The sequence below is a fragment of the Phormidesmis sp. 146-33 genome, assembly GCF_052939515.1.
The window spans coordinates 17,366-37,620 of the sequence record NZ_JBJPHU010000035.1 but is presented as its reverse complement, the minus strand read 5'-3'; the positions used below and the strand labels follow the sequence as shown (position 1 = coordinate 37,620).

At 48.3% G+C, this 20,255-nt stretch carries 20 protein-coding genes and 2 CRISPR repeat arrays; of the genes, 12 read left to right on the top strand and 8 right to left on the bottom strand.

Going from position 1 to position 20,255, the window contains the following annotated elements:
* Positions 1–110: 110 nt before the first annotated feature.
* The 3 genes from ACJ2PR_RS15900 to ACJ2PR_RS15890 all read right to left on the bottom strand — a co-directional run bounded on the left by ACJ2PR_RS15900 (position 111) and on the right by ACJ2PR_RS15890 (position 1,218).
* Positions 111–410 carry a EutN/CcmL family microcompartment protein gene (locus ACJ2PR_RS15900; protein WP_446877716.1) on the bottom strand — a complete coding sequence of 100 codons (300 nt, stop codon included), beginning with the start codon at positions 408–410 and terminating at the stop codon, positions 111–113.
* A 6-nt stretch (positions 411–416) separates the two neighbouring features.
* Complete coding sequence (locus tag ACJ2PR_RS15895; RefSeq protein WP_017290237.1) at positions 417–758, bottom strand: carbon dioxide-concentrating mechanism protein CcmK; 342 nt, start codon at positions 756–758, stop codon at positions 417–419.
* Between the two features lie 151 nt (positions 759–909).
* Positions 910–1,218, bottom strand: a complete 309-nt coding sequence (locus ACJ2PR_RS15890) for a carbon dioxide-concentrating mechanism protein CcmK (protein ID WP_446858632.1) — start codon at positions 1,216–1,218, stop codon at positions 910–912.
* 516 nt (positions 1,219–1,734) lie between these two features.
* On the opposite strand from ACJ2PR_RS15890, the gene ACJ2PR_RS15885 reads away from it, so the two are divergent.
* From ACJ2PR_RS15885 to ACJ2PR_RS15875, 3 genes are read left to right on the top strand one after another with little or no spacing between them, the layout of a single operon-like run.
* Positions 1,735–3,594, top strand: a complete 1,860-nt coding sequence (locus ACJ2PR_RS15885) for an NAD(P)H-quinone oxidoreductase subunit F (RefSeq protein WP_446877715.1) — start codon at positions 1,735–1,737, stop codon at positions 3,592–3,594.
* Positions 3,595–3,647: 53 nt separating this feature from the next.
* Complete coding sequence (locus ACJ2PR_RS15880; protein ID WP_446877714.1) at positions 3,648–5,198, top strand: NADH-quinone oxidoreductase subunit M; 1,551 nt, start codon at positions 3,648–3,650, stop codon at positions 5,196–5,198.
* 39 nt (positions 5,199–5,237) lie between these two features.
* Positions 5,238–6,377 (top strand): CO2 hydration protein, encoded by a 1,140-nt coding sequence (locus tag ACJ2PR_RS15875; RefSeq protein WP_446870301.1) that lies wholly within the window; start codon positions 5,238–5,240, stop codon positions 6,375–6,377.
* On the opposite strand, the gene ACJ2PR_RS15870 is transcribed toward ACJ2PR_RS15875, so the two are convergent.
* Genes ACJ2PR_RS15870 through ACJ2PR_RS15860 form a run of 3 tightly spaced genes read right to left on the bottom strand, consistent with a single transcriptional unit; the run spans position 6,333 to position 7,901 of the window.
* Positions 6,333–6,548: a hypothetical protein gene (locus tag ACJ2PR_RS15870; protein ID WP_446877713.1), complete on the bottom strand. Its 216-nt coding sequence runs from the start codon at positions 6,546–6,548 to the stop codon at positions 6,333–6,335. The two genes, ACJ2PR_RS15875 and ACJ2PR_RS15870, sit on opposite strands and share 45 nt — an antisense overlap.
* Positions 6,549–6,588: 40 nt before the next feature.
* A complete protein-coding gene (locus ACJ2PR_RS15865; RefSeq protein ID WP_446877712.1) occupies positions 6,589–7,452 on the bottom strand; it encodes an Rpn family recombination-promoting nuclease/putative transposase in 864 nt (287 codons plus the stop codon).
* Between the two features lie 5 nt (positions 7,453–7,457).
* A complete protein-coding gene (locus tag ACJ2PR_RS15860; protein ID WP_446877711.1) occupies positions 7,458–7,901 on the bottom strand; it encodes a hypothetical protein in 444 nt (147 codons plus the stop codon).
* 116 nt (positions 7,902–8,017) lie between these two features.
* Positions 8,018–9,030: direct repeats of the CRISPR family, unit length 35 nt; unit sequence GTTTCCAACTAATCCGATCGCACTTGATCGGAAAC.
* A 335-nt stretch (positions 9,031–9,365) separates the two neighbouring features.
* Here ACJ2PR_RS15860 and ACJ2PR_RS15855 point away from each other — a divergent pair.
* From ACJ2PR_RS15855 to ACJ2PR_RS15825, 7 genes are all read left to right on the top strand, one after another.
* On the top strand, positions 9,366–11,066 hold the full coding sequence (locus ACJ2PR_RS15855) for a Cas10/Cmr2 second palm domain-containing protein (protein ID WP_446877710.1): 1,701 nt from the start codon (positions 9,366–9,368) through the stop codon (positions 11,064–11,066).
* Between the two features lie 3 nt (positions 11,067–11,069).
* Positions 11,070–12,185, top strand: coding sequence for a type III-B CRISPR module-associated Cmr3 family protein (locus ACJ2PR_RS15850; RefSeq protein WP_446877709.1), 1,116 nt, complete (start codon positions 11,070–11,072; stop codon positions 12,183–12,185).
* Positions 12,186–12,241: 56 nt separating this feature from the next.
* Entirely contained in the window at positions 12,242–13,114 is an 873-nt protein-coding gene (locus tag ACJ2PR_RS15845; RefSeq protein ID WP_446877708.1) for an RAMP superfamily CRISPR-associated protein, read from the top strand.
* Positions 13,111–13,548, top strand: coding sequence for a hypothetical protein (locus ACJ2PR_RS15840; protein ID WP_446877707.1), 438 nt, complete (start codon positions 13,111–13,113; stop codon positions 13,546–13,548). Before ACJ2PR_RS15845 ends, ACJ2PR_RS15840 begins: the two co-directional genes overlap by 4 nt.
* 41 nt (positions 13,549–13,589) lie before the next feature.
* Positions 13,590–15,284: an RAMP superfamily CRISPR-associated protein gene (locus ACJ2PR_RS15835; protein WP_446877706.1), complete on the top strand. Its 1,695-nt coding sequence runs from the start codon at positions 13,590–13,592 to the stop codon at positions 15,282–15,284.
* A gap of 173 nt (positions 15,285–15,457) precedes the next feature.
* A CRISPR array of direct repeats spans positions 15,458–17,389; the repeat unit is 37 nt; unit sequence GTTGCACCGATCCTTTGCGATCGGATTAGTTGGAAAC.
* A gap of 121 nt (positions 17,390–17,510) precedes the next feature.
* A complete protein-coding gene (locus tag ACJ2PR_RS15830; RefSeq protein ID WP_446877705.1) occupies positions 17,511–17,996 on the top strand; it encodes a type II toxin-antitoxin system VapC family toxin in 486 nt (161 codons plus the stop codon).
* On the top strand, positions 17,983–18,156 hold the full coding sequence (locus ACJ2PR_RS15825) for a hypothetical protein (protein WP_446877704.1): 174 nt from the start codon (positions 17,983–17,985) through the stop codon (positions 18,154–18,156). The genes ACJ2PR_RS15830 and ACJ2PR_RS15825 overlap by 14 nt, the downstream gene beginning before the upstream one ends.
* Before the next feature lie 76 nt (positions 18,157–18,232).
* Here ACJ2PR_RS15825 and ACJ2PR_RS15820 read toward each other — a convergent pair whose 3' ends face one another.
* Positions 18,233–18,397 carry a hypothetical protein gene (locus tag ACJ2PR_RS15820; protein WP_446877703.1) on the bottom strand — a complete coding sequence of 55 codons (165 nt, stop codon included), beginning with the start codon at positions 18,395–18,397 and terminating at the stop codon, positions 18,233–18,235.
* A gap of 22 nt (positions 18,398–18,419) precedes the next feature.
* On the opposite strand from ACJ2PR_RS15820, the gene ACJ2PR_RS15815 reads away from it, so the two are divergent.
* Together ACJ2PR_RS15815 and ACJ2PR_RS15810 are read left to right on the top strand one after the other, a co-directional pair.
* On the top strand, positions 18,420–18,764 hold the full coding sequence (locus ACJ2PR_RS15815; RefSeq protein WP_446877702.1) for a hypothetical protein: 345 nt from the start codon (positions 18,420–18,422) through the stop codon (positions 18,762–18,764).
* Between the two features lie 8 nt (positions 18,765–18,772).
* The gene (locus ACJ2PR_RS15810) at positions 18,773–19,216 is read left to right on the top strand and encodes a type II toxin-antitoxin system VapC family toxin (RefSeq protein WP_446877701.1); all 444 of its coding nucleotides are present in this window, start codon (positions 18,773–18,775) and stop codon (positions 19,214–19,216) included.
* Between the two features lie 213 nt (positions 19,217–19,429).
* Here the strand turns inward: ACJ2PR_RS15810 and ACJ2PR_RS15805 are convergent, their stop codons facing one another.
* Positions 19,430–20,248, bottom strand: coding sequence for a tetratricopeptide repeat protein (locus ACJ2PR_RS15805; protein ID WP_446877700.1), 819 nt, complete (start codon positions 20,246–20,248; stop codon positions 19,430–19,432).
* Positions 20,249–20,255 lie beyond the last annotated feature (7 nt).

The window sequence follows — 20,255 nt, the reverse complement described above, 5'->3', positions numbered from 1 at the left end:
CGCATTCTGCGCGGGTCTGAAGTTAAATCAAAAGCATGAGTTCAAACCTTTTTCGCTCCGTTTCTGAGTTGCCCTGACGGGTCGAGACGCAGCGACGTTTGAAAGGATTTCTAGTAGTGGGTTCCTTTGTTGTAGAGCGATCGCCCATCCACACTCACGGTGTCAATAATGGCAACCACCGCAGCATCAACAGGACGCTGTTCACTTCCAGGAACCTGACGGGCAGCACTCCCACGGCTCACCAAAACCCATTCGTCTACCCCTGCTCCTACGTTGTCAGCAGCCACCTCAAATTCTTGGAGCGGCTGCCCTGCCTCGTCTAAGAGTTGTAAGAGCAAAAACTTTACGCCTCTAAGACTGGGTTCTTTTTGGGTACTGACAACGGTGCCGCGAACTTTGGCAATGTGCATCAGGCGTTATGGACGGTTAAGCGGGCGAATGCCACTCACGCTCTCACGGAACGGCTCAACTGCCTCGGTGTATCGAATCGGCAGCACATATTCCAGGTTTTCGTGAGGACGAGCAATGATGTGGGTAGACAAGACTTGTCCCCCGTTCACGCGCTTGACGTTCTCAATCCCAGCAGCCACGGACGCTTGAACTTCGGACACGTCACCGCGCACAATTACTGTAACGCGACCGCTTCCGATCTTTTCGTAGCCTACCAGCGTGACGCGAGCGGCTTTCACCATTGCGTCTGCGGCTTCTACCACTGCGGGGAAGCCCAAGGTCTCAATCATGCCAACTGCAATAGCCATCGTTAATTCTCCCTTCCAATCTGTTTCTAAACATCGAACTTGATCGCGAGTCGCCTGGTCATCGGACTTTAGGCTTTAGACTTTTTGCTCACTCATGTATCTGAATGCTCTGGAGTCTAATGTTGCAGGTCTGATGTCCCTAGTCCATCCTCTAACTTCGGAATTGCTCAACCGCTTCGGTATATCGAATTGGCAAGACATATTCCAGGTTTTCATTGGGGCGAGCGATGATGTGGGTAGACAGGACTTGTCCCCCGTTTACGCGCTTGACGTTCTCAATCCCAGCGGCGATCGAGGCTTGCACCTCAGAAACGTCTCCCCGGATGATCACCGTGACGCGACCGCTACCAATCTTTTCGTAGCCTACCAGCGTGACGCGGGCGGCCTTCACCATTGCGTCTGCGGCTTCTACAACAGCCGGAAACCCCAGCGTCTCAATCATTCCCACAGCGATCGGCATTTCTAAACTCCTGATAAGTGAAACTAATTACCTAAATCCAAGAAAGTTTGTGGACGGGGCCATCCATCATTTCAAGTTTTATCAAGGCTTCCACTGTGTTCTTTATTAAGAATATGGGGTGGGTGACACACTTGACAATATAACCTTTAATGATTGTTGCAAATCTTAGGGATAATCTAAACTTATTCAAAGTCTGAAGTTCCCACCACGTACCGAAGGAAGTCTTAAATTTGTTGGAAGATTCTACAGAAGTCATCATAGACTCTTTTCAACCCACTTTATAGAGAACTTTATTGAACATAAGTCACACTTATACACATAGAGTTACGTTTCTACATGATTTGGCTTCTCGGTCGGCCGCATCGCGATCGCATTGTGTTTTGGTGGGTTTAAGCGGTAAGCTGAAGTTTAGACAAATTAAAAGACATCTTTTCTAAAGCTTCATAACCATTCGGCTCTCCAAGAACTCCTTGGGGGGTGTTTTTAGCAGATTTTTTCAGGCGAAGGACAGACTCAATGCAACAGTTCCTCATCGAAACAAGCTGGTGGGTTCCGTGTTATGGATTGCTCGGTGCGATCCTGACGTTACCGTGGTCTACAGGCGCGATTCGCAATACTGGCCCACGGCCCGCCGCTTATTTCAACCTTTTGACGACGCTGATCGCATTTTTTCACGGCACAGCCCTGTTTACGGCCACCTGGGGGCAAGAATCACAACAATTGATTCTGCATTGGTTCAAAGCGGTTGACCTGGATTTGTCTTTCACGCTAGACATTTCTTCGACCAGTGTGGGCGCGATGGAACTGATCACAGGCCTGAGTCTTTTGGCGCAACTGTTTGCCCTGGGTTACATGGAGAAAGATTGGGCGCTGGCTCGATTTTTTGCGCTGATGGGCTTTTTTGAAGCGGCGATGAGTGGTTTAGCTGTTAGCGATTCTTTGCTGCTCACGTATTGTCTGCTGGAGTTGCTGACCCTCTCGACTTATCTGCTGGTCGGATTTTGGTATGCTCAACCCCTGGTAGTCACGGCGGCGCGAGATGCTTTTTTGACGAAGCGCGTCGGTGATATTCTGCTACTGATGGGCGTTGTGGCGCTTTCCACGTTTGCTGGCAGCATGAACTTTCCTGACTTATACGATTGGGCAGAAACGGCTGAACTGTCGCCCACAGTTTCGGCTCTATTGGGGGTGGCGCTGATTGCGGGCCCGATCGGGAAATGTGCCCAATTCCCCCTGCACCTGTGGCTAGATGAAGCGATGGAAGGGCCCAACCCTGCTTCGATTCTGAGAAATTCTGTTGTCGTTGGCTGCGGGGCCTATGTGTTGATCAAGCTCCAGCCAATTCTAATTTTGTCGCCTGTGGCTTCGACCGCGCTGGTGGTGTTAGGGTCGATGACGGCGATCGGGGCTTCTCTCGTCGCGATCGCTCAGATTGACATGAAGCGGGCCCTTTCCCATTCCACGAGCGCCTACCTGGGATTGGTTTTTGTCGCGGTGGGCATGAATTGGTCAGGATTTGCACTGTTGTTGTTGTTTGCTCACGCGATCGCGAAAGCATTGCTGTTTATGAGTACTGGATCGGTCATTGCTACAACAAGCTGTCAGGATATTACTGAATTGGGCGGCTTGTGGTCAAAGATGCCAGCCACTACATCAGCGTTTGTCGTGGGTTCGGCGGGCTTGATTGGGCTACTTCCCCTCGGCGGATTTTGGGCCTTAGAGCGCGGACTGGATGACTTTTGGTATGACCAGCCCTGGCTTGTGATCGTCGTTTTGGCAACCAACGCTTTGAGCGCTTTAAATTTAACTCGCGTCTTTCGTCTGGTGTTTCTGGGCAACTCGAAGCCTAAAACTCGTCGTGCGCCTGAAGTGCCCTGGACGATGGCGGTGCCGCTGGTGACGCTGACCGTCTTTACGTTGACGATTCCCTTAATTTTGCAAAAGCTGGCGGTGTTACCCAACTGGCGCTATTTGAATGGGCCCGCTTCGATAATGCTGGTTGGCTCAGGGTTAGCTGGTCTGATCTTGGGAGCCACTATCACGCTGAACTATAACTGGTCGAGACCGATTCAAGCACCTTTGCGATTTGCACAGGATTTGCTGGCGTATGATTTTTACGTCGATCGCCTCTATCGCGTCACCGTCGTTTTTGTCGTCAGCACCATTTCACAATTTAGTGCATGGTTCGATCGCTACATTGTCGATGGCGTTGTCAATCTGGTTGGACTAGCTTCTATTTTTAGTGGTGAAAGTTTGAAATATAGCGTTTCAGGTCAATCTCAAGCGTATATGTTGACCATTCTCATTGGCGTTGGTGTGCTGGGTATTGTCCTCACTTGGTCAATGTGGGAATCTCTTTTGAGCTTGATGTTTTAGCCAAAAGCATTTGACACTTAACTCTCAAACCTCAACCCTCAAAACTTTGAATTATGCTCAGTGCTTTAGTTTGGATTCCAGTTGTCGGAGCGCTCCTGATTGGGGTTTTGCCAGGAACGATCGCCCCCTGTCGGATTCGGCAAATTGCGTTAGCTTTTAGTGCGATCGTGTTTACCTGGACGATTGTAATTGCCAGTCAGTTTGATGCGATTAGCATTGGCTTTCAGTTTCAAGAAGACATTCCCTGGCTCGATTCGCTGGGCTTGACTTATCGGCTGGGACTGGATGGATTGTCTCTACCGTTGCTGGTTTTGGGAAACTTTTTGACGATCGTTGCCATTTACTGTAGCGATGTTGAAATTGAACGTCCTCGATTCTATTACTCATTGGTGCTGCTGCTCAACACGGGAATCGCTGGCGCATTTTTGGCACAGAACTTACTGCTGTTTTTCCTATTCTACGAAATCGAACTGATTCCCCTTTACTTGCTGATTGGCATTTGGGGCGGAGCGAGACGCGGCTATGCAGCAACCAAGTTTTTGATTTACACCGCCGTTTCAGGAATTTTGATTTTAGCAGCATTTTTAGGATTAACCTGGCTGGGTGGCTCCCATTCCTTTGAGTATAATCCGGCGCTTTCTCAGGGATTGCCATTAGCGACTCAGTTTGTATTGCTGGGTGCGATTCTCATCGGTTTTGGAATTAAGATTCCGCTATTCCCTTTACATACCTGGTTGCCTGACGCTCACGTTGAAGCCTCTACGCCCATTTCTGTGTTGTTGGCGGGTGTATTACTGAAACTAGGAACCTATGGACTGATTCGATTTGGGCTGGGTCTATTTCCTGAAGCCTGGGCGATTTTGGCTCCCTGGTTAGCGACCTGGGCCGTAGTCAGCGTCTTGTTTGGGGCGTTTACGGCGATCGCTCAAACCGACATGAAAAAAATGGTAGCATATAGCTCGATCGGGCACATGGGCTTCATTCTACTAGCGGCGGCGGCAGCGACTCCTCTCAGCTTGTTGGCAACGGTTTTTCAGATGGTCAGTCATGGTTTAATCTCAGCCATGCTGTTTGTGTTAGTGGGTGTGGTTTATAAAAAAACAGGCACTCGCGACATTACCGTTCTCAAAGGCTTGCTCAATCCAGAACGCGGTTTACCGATTATTGGCAGTCTGATGGTGGTTGGCGTGATGGCCAGCGCAGGCATTCCCGGCATGATTGGCTTTATTTCAGAATTTTTAGTGTTTCGCGGCAGCTTCCCTATTTTCCCAGTTCAAACGCTGCTCTCAATGGTGGGCACTGGCTTGACGGCGGTTTATTTCTTATTGCTAGTCAACCGCACCTTTTTCGGTCGGCTTCCAGAGCAGTTTTCCAACCTTCCCAAAGTGCCCTGGTCAGAACGCTTGCCAGGTTTCGTCCTCGCTGCATTAATTGTCGTTTTAGGACTACAACCCAACTGGCTAGTCCGCTGGACAGAAACCACGACGACCGCCCTGTTGACCGACTATCCAACGATCGCCACCAAACCCTTCAAAAACATCGTCACCCCGTCTCCAACTATCCAAACGATCGCCACCGAAAACCCAATCACCCCCAACAATTAGTCCTTCATCCCTCATCCCTCATCCCTCATCCCTCCCTCTATGGTCAGCACCACCCGCAAGCCCTCAAACCACCCCCTAACTGAGATCATCGATCGCCTGGAATCTGGGGGCGCACTTCTGCCTGATTCGCCGGACAATGTGATCGAAGTCGTGGGCGTTCTCAAAAGCTATGCTGTTGTCTTAGATGCTTACTGGCGCAATCTCACTTACATTTCACAAGATCAGTTTTTAGTGTTGTTTCCGTTTTTCAAATACTTTAACGGCGACGTTTCGTTTAATAAACTACTCAAGCACTGGTGGCACGATCGCATCAACTACGAATTCGCTGAGTACTGCATGAAAGCGATGATGTGGCACGGCGGCGGCGGGTTAGATAAATACCTCGATTCTCCCCAATTTGAAGAACTGGTGCAGCAGGCCACTCAAGCCAAACTCAAGAGTAATCTGCCAATTAGAGGGTTGGCTAAAGCGTTTCCAGAATTCATCCCCGAACAGATCAGGCAGCTTTGCTATTACAGTGCGCTGGGTCAGTTTTGGAACATTATGAGCAAGATGTTTTTTGAACTGTCCGATCGCTACGATGCAGGCGAAATTCGAGCTATTCCCGATGTGGTTGCCCATGTCAAAGATGGATTAGTCAATGCGGCAAGTGTGCCCATTACCTATGCGGTGAAAATTGGTGACAGCACTTACGAGATTATTCCCAAGTCTGCCAATCTGACGTTTTTAATGGATGCGGCCGTGCCGTATGTCGAAGCCGTTTTCTTGAAGTCATTTCCCTTTATGGGCACCGTTTCTTACAACGCGCAAGCTCAACAGATTTCACCCGACACCGATCGCTTTAATTACGGCGTTCTCTATGCTGATCCGTTGCCGACTGGGGGCGCTGGCATTCCTCCGACGCTGCTGATGCAGGATTTGCGTCACTATCTGCCTGATTATTTGCGAGACTTTTATCAGGTTCGTGAGCGGGGTGAAACTGATTTGCGCGTGAGAATTTGCATCAGCTTTCAGAAATCCATGTTTTGTGTCACAACGGCTGCAATTTTAGGCTTAATGCCCTTTGCGATCGACACCTCAGATCTTCAAGAACAACAAGCAAACCGCAAATATCTCGAAGGCTGGATGAATCGCTTAATGGATTCTCGCTTGCCCAATGTCCAAGTTTGCGAAATGTAGTTTGAGATGACCTGCGATTTGACGAACTGCTGCGATCGGAAGGTCAACATCTTCAGCAACACGCTCGATCGTGTCCCCTCGTTTGAGCAAACGATCGGCTGTTTTTAACTTGGGTGAAATTTTCACAAAGTTTCTAACGAGTCCGATCGCTGCCGACTGGAGGTCTGACATTTTCCTGCCCAAGACTCAATTTCGTTGCCAACAACAATGACTACTGTTGTGCTGCTTTCTGGACGGTTGCGAGATCCACATCAAGGCGCTGTGCGATTTGCTCTACACTCATTCCAGCTTCCATTAGTAAAGGAACTGTCACTCGCAACATTTCAGCTTTTCCTTCGGCTTTGGCTTCTTGATAGACTCTAGTTTCTTGTAAGCTTTGTCCTAACATCGACTCGACCTCCTCTCGACTCAGGTTGGAGAATTTGTAGATTGCGATCGTGCTGATCACTTCGATTATCTCGTCTTTTTCAATCAATGGAATAGATGCTTGCCCAACTCGTGCAATGAGTTGCTTTGCTTGTTGAATCATTTCGGCATCAGACGCAATGGGAAGCTGAAGCAGGCTTAAGCCGAGGGACTGCTGGTTGAGGGTGTCTAATTCTTCGAGATAGATTCGATAGACTTGACTGCTGTTGAGTAACGCACGATGAAGCGTGAGATTGGATGGTTCAATAGTGCGAGACGGAAAAATCAAGATGCCATACCAATCGTCGTAGCGTGTTTGATTGCGATAGAGGTAGGTCAAGGATTCGGTGAAGAAGCGATGGTAGAGGGATTCGTCTTTCTGAAACTGCACCTCGGCAAAAATGATGGTTCTGGGCGTTGCGCCTTCGACTGGGAGAAATACGCCATCAATGCGAAAGGAGGTTTCTTTGACCTCTACGGAGTCGAAGCGGTAGTTCTGAGGGTGCAGAGATTGCAGATCAGCCAGTTCAAATAGAAGTTCGGGGAAGCGTTTGAAGATCTGATAGTAAATGGTGTCTCGTTTCACGGTTGAAGTCGAAGCGATCGCACAGAAGCAATTCAGATTGTAGACCGCAACGATCGCTTTGCAGACCAACAAACCTGATCGCAAACTCTTCAGAAAGGATCGCGTTCCCAGGTTAGCGTAATGCCTAATTTGCCAAATGCTTCTTCGATCGTAGCTTTGGTTTGTTTGCTGTATCCACCAAATAAATGAACTCTGGGTTTGCGATCGGGGAAATAGGTTTGATAGACCAGTACTTTTGTCGCGTCTTTCCAGTTATGGACGTGTTTGATTTCAATGACTTCTTGATCGGTGAGGAGGTCGATCGCGCCAGCAGGGGTTTCGACTTCGCGTTCTCCGCCTTCACGTTCTTGCATGATGACTTGAATCATGGCTTCACTTTCAGGTTTGGTTGCGCTTTCCATCGTTTCTCCTTGTCGTCGTAGCTGGCTAATACAGGTTTCACAGATCTGAAAGGGCTTGTCTTCCCACTTTTTCCAATCAAATAGTTTGGGACTCAGAGAGCGGCGACAGCGTTGGCAATAAGTTCTAGCCATGATGCTGTTGTGCAATGGTCTGAAAGAGCCTTGAGCAGGTCTGTATTTTAGCAAGAAGTGAGATTGAGTGCGATCGCGTTTCACGCTCAAAAAAGAAGCCCGATCGTTCTGACCGAGCTTTTTAGAAATCCGATCGCACTTGATCGGAAACATTGTGAACTCCGTAAAGAATGAGACACCTTTCATGTTTCCAACTAATCCGATCGCACTTGATCGGAAACCTGAACATAAGTTTATGGGTGTAACAGGTGATTACAGTTTCCAACTAATCCGATCGCACTTGATCGGAAACTGGTGGAACTGCTACTGGAAACGGTGGAACTGGGTTTCCAACTAATCCGATCGCACTTGATCGGAAACGACATTGCTCATCAAGGCCTTTTGGCACGCACTGACAGGTTTCCAACTAATCCGATCGCACTTGATCGGAAACGCCTAAGAATGTTGGCTTCAAAGATCATCCTAGTTTCCAACTAATCCGATCGCACTTGATCGGAAACACGATTCCTTGCCCAACTGATATCAAGTCAGGAATGTTTCCAACTAATCCGATCGCACTTGATCGGAAACGTTCAGCAGTGGAACGTCAAAACTTGTTGAAGAGTTTCCAACTAATCCGATCGCACTTGATCGGAAACCTCCAGAAAATCGAGATTCCCTAAGTACACTTCTCGTTTCCAACTAATCCGATCGCACTTGATCGGAAACTCGTTTGCGAACTGTGGAATGGGGGTTACAAGTTTCCAACTAATCCGATCGCACTTGATCGGAAACAACAAGACCATAGTCTTCTCAATGAGACAAGGAAGTTTCCAACTAATCCGATCGCACTTGATCGGAAACAATGCTACCCAATTGGAACGCAGGCTCAATTGGGATGGTTTCCAACTAATCCGATCGCACTTGATCGGAAACATTCTTCGGTTGGAACAAATAGAAAGAGAATTACCAAAGTTTCCAACTAATCCGATCGCACTTGATCGGAAACCAGTGCGAAGGCGAGCGTAACGTACACAGCTATGTTTCCAACTAATCCGATCGCACTTGATCGGAAACGATCGCATTGCTACGCTCAAAAGTTGGATTGAAGAATTGTTTCCAACTAATCCGATCGCACTTGATCGGAAACCCCGCCTTTGTAGGAGCCTTACCCAGAGCGCGTTTCAAGCCCCAAAATTGTGGGGGTCATTTTCAGAGTCAATAAGCAAAGGATTATTGAGAAAAAGTCTCCACTCTGAGCCGTGAAACCTATGCTGGATGAGCGATTTGCGGGGGTCAACGCAAGAATCAGCCTTTCGGCGATCGCCTGACCCTCACAATTTTAGTCCTACTCTAGGGTTATCCGCCAGTCTTCTAAGTACTTCTAACGAAAAAACACCGCAATTTTACGGAGTCTTCCGGGAATCAACGCTAACAGAGGTGAATTAGGAATAGGCTTCGCCCTGCAAAAATGTTTCAGCATTCATGTCCAACCCCTCAGACGCTTCTTATACGGCGATTACCTTCGCCCCCATTCAAGGCTTCATCGAAAACTCTCGCAAACTCCGTGACCTCTACGGAAGCTCCTACCTGCTTTCTTTTCTCTCCTGGTCAGTCTGCCACGCTGCCGAAAGTCGAAGATTCACGATCGTCTCTCCTGCACTAACTAATGTTGCTCAAGGGCTACCCAACGTCATCATTATCGAAGGGAAGTTTGATGCAGCCGTCGCCCAAGATGCCTTCAATCAAGCCTGGAGATGTGTTGTTGAAACTTGTCGTGAGTGGATTCAAGAAGAACTCAAATTTGATCACAACGGTAAGAAATGGCACTATCACTGGGATCGAGATTGGAGCCTCTGGGCAAATTATGCCTGGGAGTTTTTTTGTGTGCATGGAGAACCTCGTGAAACTATTACTGAAGTCAAAAACAGGCTAAGTGAAACCAAGCGATCGCGCCAGTGGACGGGCATCAATTGGACGGGAGAAAGCTCTACACTGTCTGGGAGTGATGCGATCGCCTATCCCGAACTTGGACGCATTGCCGATCCTCGCTGCTACAACTATCAAGAGCAAAAAACCAAAGTCGAATGGTTCTATCAACAACTCAGTCAAAAGTTGGGTGAAGCGTTCATTGATCCGAGAGAAGAACTGAGTATTCCAGAGTTAGTCAAGCGGATGATTACTCATGGAGAAGTCGCTCAAAAAGTGGGCGATCGTCTTCGCGAATTGTTAGGTGAAGCAAAGCCAAAAAAGCCAGATGAATTGGATAAGCTCATTCAAGAAATCAAGGAACATCTCAGACCTGGTTCGTTTAAAGAACTGAATCGACTTAAACGAAAACGAGATCCTAATGAGCCAGAATACTGGACAGGCTGGTTTCAGGGCGATGGGGACGGTGCGGGAAGTTATCTGAAAGACAAATCACCCCAGGAAATTCATGAATTCAGTTTAGCGATGCGTAAATGGGGAGAATGGTTTAAATCAAATCCGCGCAACGGTAAAAAAAGACTTCTTGCAGGCGAAGATAGTCGAATTGTTTACGCTGGAGGAGATGACTTTTTAGGTGTGTTGTTCAATGCAGACAAGCAAATCGAAACAACAGAATGCTTAGAGTTTTTTACACACTTCAAGACACAGGTTTGGAATCAACGAAGTCGTAAGCCTATTAATGTCAGCGTGGGGTTTGTGTGGGCAGGAGCGAAAGTACCTCAGCGAGAAGTTTTGCAACACTGCCGCGAAGCTGAAAAAGTTGCGAAACGGAAAGGGCGCGATCGTATCAATTTTCGCATCTTATTCAACAGTGGCACTTATCTAGAATGGGTCTGTCCGTGGTGGATCTTGGAAGACGGATTATTGGAAAAGTATCGCGATCGTGAAGGCAAACAGAAATGGGTTCATCTCTACAACGATGTCGCTGTGCTCGAATCTCGACACGCTTTTGGTAATGGGAATGACATCGATATAGAAGTCACTAAATCACTGTTTCAGGCATACTTCGGTGAAGAGAACGACTTACTCAGCGAGACAAACTGGTGGAATTGCTACGATAAACGCGATCGTCCAATCTTTGCAGGGATTTTGGGCGACAAGAAACACTGTCCTCCTGACGAAGTTAACCCAGCGCTCAACGATTGGGTGATTAACTTAGCCAAAGTTGGGTTTCATTTGCATCGAGATTGGAGTTAGCTGATGTTCAACTATTTGATTCAAATTGAGCCGTTGGGATTGCTCTACGGGAGCGCCGGACGGTTTCTGTCACCCGAAAACTTAGTGGGTCGATCGGGGAGCCATTTTCCGCCCAGTGCTGCGGTTGTATCGGGATTGTTTGCTGCTGCCTATGATGGCAATACTGCAATTCAGGACTTACAACTTGCGGGGCCGTTTTGGGCAAAGAGTGACGAGCCGCAAAACTTCTGCGTGCCCATGCCGCTCAACTTTCACACTCACACGCCTCCGCATCAGCCCCAAAAACCGCTTCAGCCAGGACACATCACGGCTCAACTGACGTGGGATGGCGAGCAATGGCAGAGTACCGACAAAGAACCGGGTGGCAAAGCTCAGAGCGGGGGATGGGTGGCGATCGACCATTGGCAAACCCTGGCAACACCCACGACTGGAGACGATATCTCGCACCTCAAGGACATTCCCGTTTATGCTGACCCGTGGAAATTTATGCCCCATTTGCATCCTAGGCTGCGAGAGAATGAGCGCCGCGTGGTCGATTCAGAAGACGGTCAGGGGAGTTTGTTTCTCGAAAACTCAGTGCAGATGCACCCCGAAACCTGTTTGATCTATCTCTCGAATCTGGCGATCGAGCCGGGATGGTATCGCTTTGGCGGAGAGGGGCACATGGTCGAGGTCACCTGTCACGACTTGAGCCAATCGACTCATGACTTATTTAAGCAAGCTGTGGGACGACGCTTTGCGCTGATCACGCCTGCGATTTGGGGATCGAATCGATTGTCTTATCGAGAACCAATTCCTCAAAATCATCAGCGATCGCTGGGGCAGTCCGACGAGAATACTACTGTGTGGTCGGTGAAAACGATGCTGACCGATCGACCAACTCCCTTTCGATATCGGTTGGGCAATCGCATTGATGAAGACAAAAATGATATCCACGGACAGCATCAGCCAAAATTGCTCTCACGTGGACGCTATGCGGTCTCTGCTGGAACGGTGTACGTGCTGGAGGAACCGTTAGAATCCTGGCAGAAATGGTCGATCGAATGGTTTCCAAAAGAGGGGCCATCACTCAAGCGGTGGGGCTGTGGGTTGGCGTTACCGTTGGAGCGATCGAATTAGAAAAATAATCTTCAACGCTGAGAAGAGTGCATAATTTACACAAAAGGAACCGCTGAATGTACACCAAACGTTATGGCATTTTGGAAACGCTGGCTCCCTTACATATCGGGGCGAGTGCGGGAGAAGAGACGGGCAATCTCAACCTGATTTTTCGGGATCAGTTTACGCAGACGGGCATTATTCCAGGGAGTTCGATTCGCGGTCGGTTTCGGGCAGATATGCGTGGGAAATCTGCTAAAGAAAAAGTAGATTATTGGTATGGGAGAGATGCTCTATCTGGTAAGTCAAGCGAAAGTCAGTCAGACTCAAATGGGACGACAGAAGGAATTGTTAAATTTGAGTACGCATCTATTCTGTGGTTGCCAGTCTATTGCCCAAATCAGCCAGTTGTGCGAGTTTCCTGCCCACGATTGCTAAAGCGTTATGGCAAGCTGACGGGAAAACCAGCGCGTGACTTTCAGCCTTACAGTTACTACGGGAAGAAGTCGAGTTCCAGGTTGTTTTTTAATTTGGGCTTTCTACCACTGGGAACGGAAGACAAAACTCTTAAGAATTACATGCCTACTGAGGTTTCTGATGCAGGCTCGTATCTCCTTGTGGTGGTGGATGATACGGAAATGGCGATGATTCACGATATGGCGTTGTATCGTCAGAGTCGCGTGTCTTTGGAAGACGATCAGAAAAAAGCCAGCAATAAAGCATTTTTTAATGTAGAAGCATTACCAGAGGGAACCGTGATGGTGTTTCCGATCGCGCTACGCAAAATGTTTGAGGGTCAAGTCGTGGAGTGGGAGAAATTTCTGGAAGACGCTGAGATGGAGCAGGGTCAGGAACTCTATTTTGGTGGGTTGGAATCGGTGGGATTTGGGCGATCGCAAGTTACGTTGAAATCGGTCGAAGACAAAACAACACAGGAGCGCAAGTCATGACGCAAGTAGAACAATCCCAAACTCCGCAAGGTTGGCAGCCTTACAAATTAGACCAGCATGCACAATCGCTAGTGTTGCAAAATCGCGACAAAAAAGATGTGTTGAATGAATCGCACAAGATGCGAATGACTGTAGCCTATGGCTTAGAACGTTTTTGGGGTGAGCATTTGCGGCTTCAAGGTAAGGAACAACCGAAGGCAGATTATTGGAAGTCTGTTTGGGCGACACTGGGCAAAATCTTGGAACCCGCAGGCATTGATCTTCCAGGTCGGGCGATGAAGTCAAGCAAAACTGAAGAGATCGAAGCGGTTGCCAAGCAGCTTTGGGAATTGGGACTGGAGGAGCAGCGAGTCGCATTAATGGTGTTAACGCAGTTGTGTGATTCGTTAGTGTGGTGGACTCAACGCTACAAGATCAAGAAGCCTGGGAATTAAGCGATCGAGGGATGACCGGAGTTTGAAATGGAGGAACGGACATGATTCGAGGGCTGAAGCAAGTAGCTCAACAGTTAGGGTTTGAGGTTGAGCAGAATTCCCAAAAGAATCTGGCGCGATCTCAGACTAGCGCTCAAGAAGTACCGATGATGTATCGCGCTCAAGTTGAAGGACGATGCAGCTTACAGTTTGCGGGTAACAATCAGGATTTGAGCCGATGGGAGGAGGAATGGGTTGATCCAATTAATCTGAAAAGTTGGCAACCTCGCTATCAGCATTCGCAACCCCAACTGGGTGAAGTGGGAAAGGTGTATCGATTTCAAGTTGATTTTCCATTTCGTCTGTTTAGCAATTGTGGGCAGGATAGTATTCATCGTCCGGTAATGGGTAAAAACGGGATTCCCTTTCTGCCGGGAAGTAGTGTGAAAGGGCTGTTTCGGCGGGCTTGTCTGCGGAGCGATCGACAGAACAATCGGAGTCCTGCGGAAAGCAAAGTGAGACTGTATTGTGGTGATGCTGATCAGCCTGGAAGTCTTCGATTTCATGGGGCGTATCCGAGCGGAAACTGGGCAAATCGCATGGTGGATGTGGTGCATCCTCAACAGGAACGGCAGGTTCAAGGAACGGGTAGCGCAACGGCTTTAGCGTTGATTAGTTTCTATCAGCCAGAGATGGTTTTTGAGTTTAGTAGTCAGAAGTCGGACGTTGATTGGAAGGAGGTGAAGTGGCTGCTTTTGGCTGCGCTGCAATTAGGGGTGGGCGGTAAGACGAGTACTGGGTATGGATTGGGTGGAAATTTTCCGGGTATGCCGCCGATTACTCCAAGCTGTTTTATGAGTGTGGAGTTGAAGGCTGTAGGGGTGAGTTCGTTGTTGAGAACGGATGTACCTGAGTTTCGCCCCAATTTGTTTAAGGCTTCGTTGAGAGGGCATGTGCGGCGATTGTTGGCGGGGGTTTGTGGCACTAAAGAGGTTGTTCAGAAGGAGGCGGATCGGCTCTTTGGGCATACGGGTCAGCCGGGAGTGGTGCAGTTGTTGTGGCAATCTCGTCAGGAGAGTTATGACACTCAAGGGAAGAACCCAACTTATGCGACTGAGGGCTTTTTGCATCTTGATGTTCCGTCTGGGGATCGGGAGTTTTTGCAGCAGGTGCTGAGGTTTGGGTTTGTGATGGGTGGGTTTGGGAAGTCGTGGCGGCGGGTGTGGCACGATCGCTTTTTTCCTGATTATCGGAAGTTTGCGATCGGGTGTCATTGGGAGTCGCCAGACATTGAGGGCATCCGATCGTCTCAGGCTTTAACGAGCTTTCTGGATGAGTTGTATCGGTTGTGTCGAGGTAAGTTTGGTTCTAAATCTGCGCTCAGTTGGAAGGAGTCCTGGAATCCTGAACGAGTGGCGGTGTTTAGCAAGGTTGTGAGTGAGTCGGTGGCGATTCGTTTGTTTCATGATGAGGTGTTTAAGACAACGCCTGCGATCGGGGGGAAGATACCAGGGGATAAACGTCCAACTTCTGTCAGTTCGGTATGGCATCGAATGCTGCCGATCGAGGGTGATCGATTTTTGGAGGTTGTTACTGTGTTTCATGGCGATCGCGATGCTTGGAAACGCGAAGGGGAAGATCAACTTCAGCCATTTATCCAAGCGTTGCAGGAGCGGGGGCTGGTTTTGACGTGGGGAAATCTTCCAAAGTTGAAGCACGTTTTGGGGGGAGGAGTAGGGCGGTTTGGCAAAGGTTGACCGTCGGCTGAAACCCGCATTCTATCCTAGAGGTTTGTCATCTGCTTGTAGCAGGGGTTTCGAGGATTTGAGGTCAAATCATTCTCAACAAAGGAGGACTTATTGACCCCAAAAAAACGGTTTGCCAAAATTGGCTCTACAATACTGACAGGGCGAGGTTTCTAGAAGCCAGACCTGTACCGATCCTTTGCGATCGGATTAGTTGGAAACCTTTGAGTGTTGCTTGAGTTTGCGCCGTGTTCAAAACCCTGTACCGATCCTTTGCGATCGGATTAGTTGGAAACACCTGTGGAAATGAGTAGAAAAACAACAGCGTCCCCCTGTACCGATCCTTTGCGATCGGATTAGTTGGAAACCCAGTTGAGTTTTCCGGTTAGCGCCTTGATTTCCTCCTGTACCGATCCTTTGCGATCGGATTAGTTGGAAACCACCTGCCATCCCACAGACCGTTTGCCCGATCGTATTCTTCGCCCCTGTACCGATCCTTTGCGATCGGATTAGTTGGAAACGCATTCTCCATGCCGCGAACTTAGGAACAACAGCATCCCTGTACCGATCCTTTGCGATCGGATTAGTTGGAAACATCTGCACGGGCTTTAGTGAGGCAGATTCCGTTTGCACCTGTACCGATCCTTTGCGATCGGATTAGTTGGAAACTCCTAAGTCTCAAGTGACCGTTGATTATAATCCCAACCTGTACCGATCCTTTGCGATCGGATTAGTTGGAAACAATTCGTATTTGCTTTGGCACGTAACGATCTCCGCGCCTGTACCGATCCTTTGCGATCGGATTAGTTGGAAACTACTAGCTGATATGATCTGTGAACCAATTCTTAAACCTGTACCGATCCTTTGCGATCGGATTAGTTGGAAACACACCCGTTTGCTCACAGCAGGCAAGATCCACCTGCCTGTACCGATCCTTTGCGATCGGATTAGTTGGAAACTTGCATACTTTGGATTCCAAGCGAATATTCCATCCGTTGCACCGATCCTTTGCGATCGGATTAGTTGGAAACGAACCGTCTGAGATTTTATTGTTGACGTACTTTTGTTGCACCGATCCTTTGCGATCGGATTAGTTGGAAACGGTATCCACGCCGAGCTATCATCTTCAATCCATCTTGTTGCACCGATCCTTTGCGATCGGATTAGTTGGAAACCTTAAACTGTTTCCCATAAAGCGTCTCATCTAGTTCGTTGCACCGATCCTTTGCGATCGGATTAGTTGGAAACAAGTGCTGACGATCGGTTGCCATGAATTAGAACTCGTTGCACCGATCCTTTGCGATCGGATTAGTTGGAAACGTTGTCAGCGTATATCCATTGTTTCCGTTCGCTGGTTGCACCGATCCTTTGCGATCGGATTAGTTGGAAACTCCATCTTGGCGATTGTGGTCTTTGCGTGATGGATAGTTGCACCGATCCTTTGCGATCGGATTAGTTGGAAACTTCTCGCGCTGTGTTTGTCGTTCAAGTTTGTCGATTGTTGCACCGATCCTTTGCGATCGGATTAGTTGGAAACTTGGGACTGGACTGCGGTTTAGCCCGTTGGGAAATTGTTGCACCGATCCTTTGCGATCGGATTAGTTGGAAACACATCAAACCACTTTTGAATTTTCAAATAATTCTCGTTGCACCGATCCTTTGCGATCGGATTAGTTGGAAACTGTCAAGAAGCTCGACAACGTATCTTTGCATCGAAGTTGCACCGATCCTTTGCGATCGGATTAGTTGGAAACCCTTGCGATCGCCCGCAGTTTCATCAATCTTCAAGTGTTGCACCGATCCTTTGCGATCGGATTAGTTGGAAACAACATAAGGAGCGATCGCTGCCAAAATGTCTTTATGGTTGCACCGATCCTTTGCGATCGGATTAGTTGGAAACGGTAAGATTTGGCTCCCGATCGCGGCAATCAAGTTGTTGTACCGATCCTTTGCGATCGGATTAGTTGGAAACTTGAAGTCGGCGGTTCGAGGTTCTTCTAACACGCCCTTGTACCGATCCTTTGCGATCGGATTAGTTGGAAACTCTTCAGCACCCAGTGAGGCGAGGTAGCCCACGAAAGTTGTACCGATCCTTTGCGATCGCATTTGTCAGAGATTAAAAAAGATGGATGCGATCGCTTTTTACTGCAAGAATCTTCTGTGGATGATTGAGCAGATTTCTGAATGAGCGATCGTGCAACGCAGTAATATAAATGTCTTTGTACCTCACGCTCACTCATGAAGCCGAAAGTCTACATCGAAACGTCCATTCCCAGCTTTTACTATGAGGTCAGAACTCAGCCTGATATGGTAGCACGGCGCGATTGGACGCGGGACTGGTGGAACAACATCAGCGATAATTATCTCCTCGTCACCAGTCTGGCAGTGTTAGATGAACTTAACCGAGGCGACTTTCCGGGAAAAACTGAAGCGATCGAGCTTCTCAGCAACTTAACCATTGTTCCGATTGAACCCGCGATCGTGGAAATTGTTGAAACCTACATCCGGCAACAACTCATGCCAGTCGATCCAGTCGGCGATGCCCTACATCTTGCTCTAGCTTCATATCACAAGTGCGACTTTCTATTAACCTGGAATTGTCGCCACTTGGCAAACGCGAATAAATTTGGTCACATTAGACGAGTCAACGCTATGCTTGGCTTATATGTTCCAACACTGGTCACGCCATTAGAGCTAATCGGAGCGCAAAATGATGAAGGATGAAGCTATTACCCAAATCCGCAGAGTCCGCCACACGATTTCTCAGGAGCATGGGCATGACCCGCAAAAGCTAGTGAATTACTATATCGAGCTACAAAAGCAATATCCTGATTTCAAATCCTTCAAAGAGCAGTCCATAAAGACAGTTCAAAGCTCGATATGAATTAAATTAGAAGATCACAATCAGATTACGAACCAGAAGACCTTACCGATTGCTTGCGATCGGATTAGTTGGAAACTCAATAAGAAAGTCGGGACAACCGAAGTTGAGTCCCCCTTACCGATCGTTTGCGATCGAATATATCAAAGGCTCGATCGCGTCGATCGGGCTTCTTTTTTAGGGATACGATCGCATCTCTCAGTTTCAGGCGTGCGATCGGGCTTCTTGCTAGAATTCTAGACAAGCAGTTGCCGGGAAAATGCTTTATGACTTACAAAGAAATTCTGCTGCAAGAGCTAGAAACTGCATCTGACGAAGTTTTAGCAGAAGCGATCGACTTCATTCGCTTTTTGAAAACAAAGTCAGTCTTGCACTCAGCCACAAATACCAAATCCGCAGAGAATCCCAATGCAGAGCCACCCGACGACCCTAGAGCGACGTTTAGCACATTTCTGGCTGACCTAAAACCGCTTCCTCTCCGTCGGACTAAACCCCTACGACAAGAGACACAGGGCAAAGACCTGCTTAAATTTGTGGACACATGGCAGGGAAATGATCTCGAAGACTGTCTCCAATTTGTGCAGGAAACTCGCTCCCAGTCAGAATTTTGACCCTCATCATGTACTTACTAGATACAAATCACTGTAGTTACATCATCAATCATCATCCTCGTGTCATCGCGGAATTACGATCGCGATCAGAAACAAGCTTTGGAATTAACATCATCACTTACGGCGAACTTCTCTACATGGTTGAGAAATCCACACAGAAAGTTGAAAACCACAAAGCTATTCAATCATTTCTCGACGCGATCGGTCTCTATCAACTTGATGAAGAAACCGCAATGATTTACAGTCGCCTAAAAATTGCAGTGTTCAACCAATTTGCACCTAAAGACCAGACAAAGCGTCGCAAAACCAGCATTCAAAATCTCGGCTTCGACGATCACGACCTTTGGATTGCTGCCACCGCTTTGCAGCACAAACTTATTCTTGTTTCGGCTGACAGCGACTTCACTCGAATCCAGCAGGTTTGTCCCCTCACCACTGAGTCCTGGAGTTAAATCCTTTACTTTTCGGTGATTCCACGCCATTAGAGCTAATTGGAGCGCAAAATGATGAAGCATGAAGCTACTACCCAAATCCGCAGAATCCGCCACACGATTTCTAAGGAGCATGGGCATGACCCGTGACGATCGAAATCAGTTTGGTTACGGATCAAATCTTCCCAAAATCTGCTGCCAGTCGAGGCACAAAACGCACCCATCCCCCGCAATCTACTCGCCCTTCATCAACTCCCGAAATCTTGCATCTCCCCAAATTGGATAAAAACTGGCATCCGTGCTGACCATCGCCCGACCCAGACGCGGAGACAACCAAAACGTTTGCTGTAGGCTTTCTAACACCAAATCCACATTTCCCAGAAGGGCATAACAGCAGGCACGCCCATACCAAGCACCAGAACTACGATCGTTAAACTTCAAAGCATTGTCAAAGCTGACGATCGCCTCCTCATAGCGCTTCAGCTTGCTCAAAATCACGCCCCGGTAGTTCCACACATAATCGCTGTGAGGTTTGATCTTGAGAGCAATTTCCAAATCAAGCAGCGCTGCCTCAAGATCATCGAGAGAAGCCAGCGCGATCGCTCGGTTGTACCAGGCTTTGTAACTATCTGGTTTGAGCGTCAAGACCTGATCAAAGCTGACGATCGCCTCCTCGTAGCGGCAGAGGGTCATCAAAGTTTTGCCGTGATTTTGCCAGCCTCGATAGTCATCTGGCTCAAACTTGAGGGCGCGATTAAAATTAGTCAACGCTTCTTCATAGCGGCACAGCCTGCCCAAACAAATGCCTCGCCCCTGCCAGGCCAGCGCAAACTTAGGACGAAGGGCGATCGCCCGTTCAAAGCTAGCGATCGCCTCCTCATAGCGTCCCAATTTTTCAAGCGCATACCCACGACAGACTAAAGCTTTGGTGTGGTCGGGATTGACCATCAAGACTTGCTCGTGTTTGGCAACATGCTTCCCATAGCTGCTGAGAAGAGATAACGAGCGGGCCCACTGATAGCTGTTCTGTCGCGGGGTTTCACTGGGATACATAAAGCGA